The following is a 7,374-nucleotide window of genomic DNA, read 5'->3' as shown; positions in this document are numbered from 1 at the left end:
GACCACGGAACTATACACAAGGCTATTCGTCGGCAGCGTCAGATGTGTATAAGAGCCAGCGTTTGTCCATGGGCCCCCGCCCAGCCCCCTCGGTACCTTCCGGGGCATGGCCCTACGCCGCACGAGCACCGTCGCCCTCACCGCCCTCGCCCTGGCAGGGGCCTTCGCCATGCCCGCTGATGCCGGCGCAGCGAGGACGTACTACGTCGACTGCCAACGCGGCGACGACAACGCGACCGGCAGCTCCGCCGGAACGGCCTGGCGCAGCCTGGAGAAGGCGAGCGCCCACACCTACGCCCCCGGCGAGAAGCTGCTGCTGCGGCGTGGCACAAGCTGCACGGGGGTGCTGGCTCCCAAAGGTGCGGGTGCGGCCGGCGCCCCCGTGCTGATCGACGCGTACGGAAGCGGAAAGGCCAAGCCCCGCATCCAGGCGAACGGCGCCCGCGCCGCCCTGCATCTCGTCGACACCGAGCAGTGGGAGATCCGGAACCTGGACCTCTCCAACACCGGGCCCGCCACCACCACCGACCGCCGCGCCGGGCTCTACGTCCAGCTCACCGACTACGGCACCGCCGACCACTTCCTCGTCGACGGAGTCGACGTCCACGACGTGAACGGCGCCGACTTCAAGGACCCCGACCCCTCCGGCGGGATACTTTTCGTCGTGCAGGGCAGCACCACCCCCACCCGCTTCAACGACCTCCGCGTCGAGGACTCCACCGTCCGCCACGTCGACCGCACCGGCATCGGCACCATGTCGACCTGGGGCAGCGGCACGGACGCCGACGCCGAACTCCTCTCCAGTGGAGTGGAGTTCGTACGGAACAAGGCCTACGACGTCGGCGGCGACGGCATCGTCATCCACGAGACCCGCAAGGCCCGCGTCGAGCACAACTACGTGGACGGCTTCAACATGCGCTCGGCGGGCTACAACGCGGGGATCTGGGCCTGGGAGTCGCAGGACGCGCTCTACCAGTACAACGAGGTCACCGGCGGCCACGGGACGCGGGACTCGATGGCGTACGACATCGACGGCGGCAACGTCCGCAACACCTACCGCTACAACTACAGCCACGACAACGAGGGCGGTTTCCTGCTCGTCTGCAATGGCGCGGACACCACCAGCGACGGCAACCGCATCCACGACAACATCAGCGTCAACGACCGGAACACGACATCGCCCTACGCCGTGATCTCCGTTGTCTGCGGGGCCGCGACCGACACCCAGGTCTATCGGAACACCGTCGTCACCGACCGCGCCGACACCGCGCTCGTCTCCAACAACGGGCCCACCGGGGTCACCTTCCGCGACAACATCTTCATGGGTGCGGCCGGTGGCGGGTCTCCCATCAACGACACCGTCAGTACCTTCAGCAACAACCTCTACTGGCGGACCGCCCAGCCGCGCGACACGTCCGGCGTCAACGCCGACCCCCGGTTCGTCGACGCGACTCCCGGCGCCCCCGACGACGTACGGCTGAAGAGCGATTCCCCCGCTCGCGGGATCGGTACCGCCGTCGACGACGGGACCACCCACGACTACTTCGGGAATCCCATCCCAGATCCCCCCAGCCTCGGGGCAGATCAGTCCAGTTGAGCCGCGATCGCCGCCATCAGCTCCACCACTCCCCGCGGCCCCTCCACCACCACATCCGCCCGATCGGCCAGTTCCGCCACCTCCGCGCTGCCGCTGCACACCAGCAGGCCGCGCACCTGGTCCGAGCGGAGCTTCTCGACGGCGGCGAAGGCGGGCAGGTCGCCCAGGTCGTCGCCTGCGTAGAGGACTGTCTCGGCGCCCACTTCGCGTACGTAGTCGGCCAGGGCCACTCCCTTGTCCATGCCGGGTGGCCTCAACTCCAGGACCAGGCGGCCCGGTTCGACGATCAGGCCGTGGCGGGCGGCCAGTTCGGCGAGTGGCTCGCGCAGGGCTTCGAAGGCCGCCTGAGGGTCCTGTGCGCGGCGGGTGTGGACGGCGACCGCGCGGCCCTTCTCCTCGATCCAGGTGCCGCGCCAGGCGCCGATCGCGTCGAGGAAGCCGGGGAGTTCGGCGCGGACGGATGCCACGCCGGGGTGCGGATCGGCGGCGTGGACCGTGGAGCTGACCGCGTCCCAGCGTTCGGCGCCGTAGTGGCCGAGGACGACGAGGTGTTCCAGGCCGGGGACGCCCGCGAGGCCGCCGTAGCGGACCGCGACGCCCGCCGGGCGGCCGGTGACCACGGCGACGGAAAGGACCTTCGGCGCTAGCGCGGCGATGGCGGGCACGGCGTCGGGGTGGGCGCGGGCCTGCTCGGGGTCGGGGACGATCGGGGCCAGCGTGCCGTCGAAGTCGAGCGCGATCACGGCACGTTCGGGCCGCGCCAGGAGCGCGGCCAGGCCCTCGCGCCCGGCCGGGGTCACGGGTTCGGGCAGCTCGGGAGAGGGAGAGGACGGCGTGTACACGGGGTCACCCATGGGGCCGACCCTACGCTCAACGCTCCTCGCGCCGGGACTCCCTAACCCGCCGAAGCCGGTTGACGGTCACCGGGTCGTGCGCGAGGGCGCGGGGATCGTCGAGCAGGGCGTTGAGGACCTGGTAGTAGCGGACCGGCACCATGCCGAGCCGTTCGCGGATGGCCCGCTCCTTGGCGCCGGGCCCGGACACCCAGTCCTGCCGCTCCAGGGCGAGGATCGCGCGGTCGCGCTCGGAGAGGCCGGAGAGGTCGGAGAGGCCGGTGTCGGGGAACGTCGCGTCCGGGGTGCGGTCGTCGTCGGTCATGCCCGTCACGCTATTCCGAGTTCGCCTCGGTCGCCGCCTTGGTCTGGATCTGGGTGAGGATCGAGGCCGGATTGCCGTTCGGGTCGACGGCCTTGCCGATGTACTTCTTGACCTCGACGGAGACCCGCGCCCAGGACGTCTTGCCCACCGGGTAGAGCTGCGAAGTGGGCAGCTCCTCCAGGAACTCGGCGAGCTCCTTGTCGCCCTTGTTTCCGGTCATCTGCTGCGCGGCGGAGGTGGTGACGGGCAGCAGGTCGTACTCGCGGGAGAAGTCCAGGACGTTCTTCGTGCTGTAGGCGAAGTCGAGGAACTTGCCGATCTCCTCGCGGTGGCCGTTCTGCTTGAAGGCCATCATCCAGTCGGCGACGCCCATGGTGGCCTTGGCGTTGCCGTTCACGCCGGGCATCGGCACCATGCCGTACTTCACGCCCTTCTTCTCGGCCATCTGCATCAGCGTGGGATGGCCGTTGAGCATGCCCACGTCGCCGCGGGTGAACGCGGCGAAGGCCTCGGCGCGGTCGAGCCTGGCGGGCGGCGTCGGTCCCGTCAGGCCCTTGTCGACCAGCTCGTCCTTCAGCCAGGTGAAGGTCTTCACGTTCTGCGTGGAGTCGATGTCGTACGTGCCGACGTTGTCGGTGTAGCCGCCGCCGCCGCTGAGCAGCCACTGCATGGTCTCGGCCTGCGCCTCCTCCGGGCCGAGCGGCAGGGCGTAGGGGATCTTCACGCCGCGCGCCTTGAGCGCCTTGGCGTCGGCCGCCAGGTCGGTCCAGCTCTGCGGCGGGGTGAGGCCGGCGTCCTTGAAGATCTTCTCGTTGTAGAAGAGGAGGCGCGTGGAGGAGGCGAACGGCATGCCGTACTGGACGCGGTTGACCTCGCCGGCCTCGGAGAGCGGCGCCATGAAGTCGGCCTGGGTGGAGATGGCGAGCAGGTCCTCGGCGCGGTACAGCTTGTTCTGCGCGGCGTAGTCGGCGTACGCGCCGATCTGGGCCATGTCGGGGGCGTTGCCCGCCTTGACCATGTCCTTGACCTTGCGGTCGACGTCCGTCCAGGAGTAGACGCTGACGTCGACCTTGATGCCCGGGTTCTCGGCCTCGAACTTCTCGGCGAGCTTGTCCCAGTACTTCTGGGAGCTGTTGGCCTTGGAGTCGCCGTAGTCGGCGGCCACCAGCTTGAGGGTGACGTCGCCTGAGTCGCCGGGACCGCCGCAGCCGGCGAGCGTCGCCGCCATGCCCAGAGCGGCTACCGCCGCGGTCAGTCCTGTCGCGCGCCGCTGCACAGCTGTTCCCACCCTCGATGATCTACGTGAACTGCGATTTTCCCTCGCGTACGCCCATAAGGTCTACACCACTCCAGTATCGCTTGTGGAACGGCGTACTCCGGACACCCGCCCGATTGCCCGCCCGATTACCCCGCACAAGTGGCGAAGTGGACTAGACCTCTCGCGGGTCACGCGCGAGACTGTCCCCCGTGAAACACGTCATCGCCCTCGATGTGGGCGGCACCGGAATGAAGGCCGCCCTCGTCGGGGCGGACGGCACGCTGCTGCACGCGGCCCGCAGGCCCACCGGCCGCGAGCGCGGGCCCGACGCCGTGGTCGAGTCCATCGTCGGCTTCGCCGCCGACCTGCGCGCCCACGGGATCGAGGAGTTCGGGGAACCCGCCGCCGCGGCCGGCGTCGCCGTACCGGGGATCGTCGACACCGAGCACGGCATCGCGGTGTACGCGTCGAACCTCGGCTGGCACGACGTCCCCCTGCGGAAGCTGCTGAGCCGCAGGCTGGAAGGCGTACCCGTGGCCCTCGGCCACGACGTGCGCACCGGCGGCCTCGCCGAGGGGCGGATCGGCGCGGGCAAGGGCGCCGACCGGTTCCTGTTCGTGCCGCTCGGCACGGGCATCGCCGGGGCCATCGGGATCGGCGGCGGCATCGAGCCCGGCGCGCACGGCTCCGCGGGCGAGATCGGGCACATCGTCGTACGCCCCGGAGGACCGCCCTGCGGCTGCGGCCAGCGCGGCTGTCTGGAACGGCTTGCCTCCGCGTCCGCGGTGAGCCAGGCCTGGGCTGCGGCCAGCGGCGACCCGGAGGCGGACGCCGCGGACTGCGCGAAGGCCGTGGAGTCGGGCGATCCGCTCGCCCTGGAGGTCTGGCAGAACGCCGTCGACGCGCTCGCCGACGGCCTGATCACGGCCCTCACTCTCCTGGACCCGCAGACGCTGATCATCGGTGGCGGTCTCGCCGAGGCCGGGGAAACCTTGTTCACACCCCTGCGGGCCGCGGTCGCGGCACGCGTCGTCCAGTTCCAGACGCTGCCTCAGATCGTGCCCGCGGCCCTCGGCGACACCGCCGGGTGCCTGGGCGCGGGCCTGCTGGCCTGGGACCTCGTCCACCAGAAGTCCGACCCCACGGAGGTAACCGCCTGATGGCCACTAGCAAGGTGCTCGCCGGTGCTCAGGTGGTGTTGCCCACCGGGACGCTCACGGACGGCCGAGTGATCGTCGACGGTTCGCGGATCGCGGGGAGTACTCCCGCCGACGCGGAGACGGTCGACCTCACGGGTCACTGGGTGGTCCCCGGTTTCGTCGACATCCACAACCACGGCGGCGGCGGTGCCTCCTTCACCTCCGGCACCGTCGACGACGTACTGAAGGGAGTCCACACCCACCGGCTGCACGGCACCACGACCGTCGTCGCATCGACCGTCACCGGCGAGATGGACTTCCTCGCCCAGCGGGCCGGGCTGCTCTCCGAACTCGCCGAGCAGGGCGACATCGCCGGCATCCACTTCGAGGGCCCCTTCATCTCCCCGTGCCGCAAGGGCGCGCACAGCGAGGCCCTCCTGCGCGACCCGGACCCGGCCGACGTACGCAAGCTGATCGACGCGGCGCGCGGGCAGGCGAAGATGGTCACGCTCGCCACCGAACTGCCGGGCGGCATCGACTCCGTACGCCTGCTCGCCGAGCACGGCGTGATCGCGGCCATCGGCCACACGGACGCGACGTACGAGCAGACGGTCGAGGCCATCGACGCGGGCGCCACCGTCGCAACGCACCTCTACAACGCGATGCCCGCCCTCGGCCACCGCGCTCCGGGACCGATCGCCGCCCTCCTGGAGGACGAGCGGATCACCGTCGAGCTGATCAACGACGGCACGCATCTGCACCCCGCCGCCTTCGAGCTCGCGTACCACCACGCGGGTGCGGGGCGCGTCGCCCTCATCACGGACGCGATGGACGCGGCGGGCTTCGGCGACGGGCGCTACATGCTCGGCCCGCTGGAGGTCGAGGTGAAGGACAGCGTGGCGCGGCTCGTCGAGGGCGGCTCGATCGCGGGCTCCACGCTCACCCAGGACCGCGCGTTCAAGCGCTCGGTGACCATCGACGGCCTCGCGGTCGGCGACGTCGTGCGCGCCATCTCCGCCAACCCGGCCAAGCTGCTCGGGATGTACGACAGGGTCGGCTCGCTGGAGCCCGGCAAGGACGCGGATCTGGTGGTCCTGGACGCGGACTTCGACCTCAAGGGCGTGATGCGCAAGGGCGAATGGGTGGTTGAGCCCTTTTAGCCCCAACTCGGGTGATTCAGCCTGCCGTTGAGCGCAAGGCGGTTGGTCCGGCCTCTGGGCCAACCGCCTTCTGTTTGGCATGATCAGACGCCGAATACGACCGAACGTGACCGTTCCCGGGGGTGGTACCAGTGATCCTGACCGTCACGCTGAACACCGCCCTGGACATCACCTACCAGGTCCCCGCCCTCACCCCGCACGCCTCGCACCGCGTCACCGAGGTCATCGAACGCCCCGGCGGCAAGGGCCTGAACGTCGCCCGCGTCCTCGCGGCCCTCGGCCACGACGTGACGGTGGCGGGCCTGGTGGGCGGCGACACCGGCCGCACCCTGCGCGACCGTCTCGCGCACGAGCCGCGCATCACCGACGCGCTGCTGCCGGTCGCGGGGGCGACCCGCCGCACGATCGCCGTGGTGGACGCGACGACCGGCGACACCACACAACTCAACGAGCCGGGGCCGCAGGTCTCGCCCGCCGAATGGGCCGCGTTCCAGTCCTCCTACGAGGAGCTGCTGCGCGAGGCGTCCGCCGTCGCGCTGTGCGGCAGCCTGCCGCCGGGTGTGCCGGTGGGCGCGTACGCCGTCCTGATCCGCGCGGCCCGCGCCGCCAAGATCCCCGTCCTCCTGGACACCAGCGGCGAGCCGCTGCGCCGCGGCGTCGCCGCCCGCCCCGACATCGTCAAGCCGAACGCCGACGAACTCGCCGAGCTGACCGGCTCCCACGAGCCCGTCCAGGCCACCCGTGACGCCCGCAGGCGCGGCGCGCACACGGTGGTGGCATCACTGGGCGCCCAGGGCCTCCTTGCGGTCACCCCCGACGGCACCTGGCAGGCGCTCCCGCCGGCCCACGTCCACGGCAACCCGACGGGCGCGGGCGACTCGGCGGTCGCGGGCCTGCTCTCCGCCCTGGTGGAGGATCTCCCCTGGCCGGATCGTCTGGCCCGGGCCATAGCGCTGTCGGCGGCGACGGTGGCCTCTCCCGTGGCGGGCGAGTTCGACCCGGCTACGTACGAGGAGCTGCTGGGGCGGGTGAAACCCACCCCTGACCGCCCCTGACTACCCC

7 protein-coding genes are annotated in these 7,374 nt (G+C 71.0%); 4 read left to right on the top strand and 3 right to left on the bottom strand.

Features of this window, described 5'->3' with window-relative positions; all coding sequences use genetic code 11:
* Positions 1-106 precede the first annotated feature (106 nt).
* Positions 107-1,597 carry a right-handed parallel beta-helix repeat-containing protein gene (locus tag E2651_RS39160; protein ID WP_135336040.1) on the top strand — a complete coding sequence of 497 codons (1,491 nt, stop codon included), beginning with the start codon at positions 107-109 and terminating at the stop codon, positions 1,595-1,597.
* Here the strand turns inward: E2651_RS39160 and otsB are convergent.
* The 3 genes from otsB to E2651_RS39145 are packed head-to-tail and all read right to left on the bottom strand — an operon-like array spanning position 1,585 to position 3,983.
* Entirely contained in the window at positions 1,585-2,451 is an 867-nt protein-coding gene (otsB, locus tag E2651_RS39155; RefSeq protein ID WP_135336039.1) for a trehalose-phosphatase, read from the bottom strand. The genes E2651_RS39160 and otsB overlap by 13 nt on opposite strands.
* Positions 2,452-2,467: 16 nt before the next feature.
* Positions 2,468-2,755 carry a DUF3263 domain-containing protein gene (locus E2651_RS39150; RefSeq protein ID WP_135336038.1) on the bottom strand — a complete coding sequence of 96 codons (288 nt, stop codon included), beginning with the start codon at positions 2,753-2,755 and terminating at the stop codon, positions 2,468-2,470.
* A gap of 10 nt (positions 2,756-2,765) precedes the next feature.
* Positions 2,766-3,983 carry an extracellular solute-binding protein gene (locus E2651_RS39145; protein ID WP_135336041.1) on the bottom strand — a complete coding sequence of 406 codons (1,218 nt, stop codon included), beginning with the start codon at positions 3,981-3,983 and terminating at the stop codon, positions 2,766-2,768.
* A gap of 239 nt (positions 3,984-4,222) precedes the next feature.
* Between E2651_RS39145 and E2651_RS39140 the strand changes: the two genes are divergently transcribed.
* The 3 genes from E2651_RS39140 to E2651_RS39130 all read left to right on the top strand — a co-directional run bounded on the left by E2651_RS39140 (position 4,223) and on the right by E2651_RS39130 (position 7,367).
* Positions 4,223-5,173: an ROK family protein gene (locus tag E2651_RS39140; protein WP_135336037.1), complete on the top strand. Its 951-nt coding sequence runs from the start codon at positions 4,223-4,225 to the stop codon at positions 5,171-5,173.
* Complete coding sequence (gene nagA / locus E2651_RS39135; protein ID WP_135336036.1) at positions 5,173-6,312, top strand: N-acetylglucosamine-6-phosphate deacetylase; 1,140 nt, start codon at positions 5,173-5,175, stop codon at positions 6,310-6,312. Before E2651_RS39140 ends, nagA begins: the two co-directional genes overlap by 1 nt.
* A gap of 131 nt (positions 6,313-6,443) precedes the next feature.
* The gene (locus tag E2651_RS39130) at positions 6,444-7,367 is read left to right on the top strand and encodes a 1-phosphofructokinase family hexose kinase (RefSeq protein ID WP_135336035.1); all 924 of its coding nucleotides are present in this window, start codon (positions 6,444-6,446) and stop codon (positions 7,365-7,367) included.
* Positions 7,368-7,374: the final 7 nt, after the last annotated feature.

This window comes from Streptomyces sp. MZ04 (genome assembly GCF_004684775.1).
In the GTDB taxonomy this organism is placed as follows: Bacteria; Actinomycetota; Actinomycetes; order Streptomycetales; family Streptomycetaceae; genus Streptomyces.
This window is presented reverse-complemented; position numbering and strand designations above follow the sequence as displayed.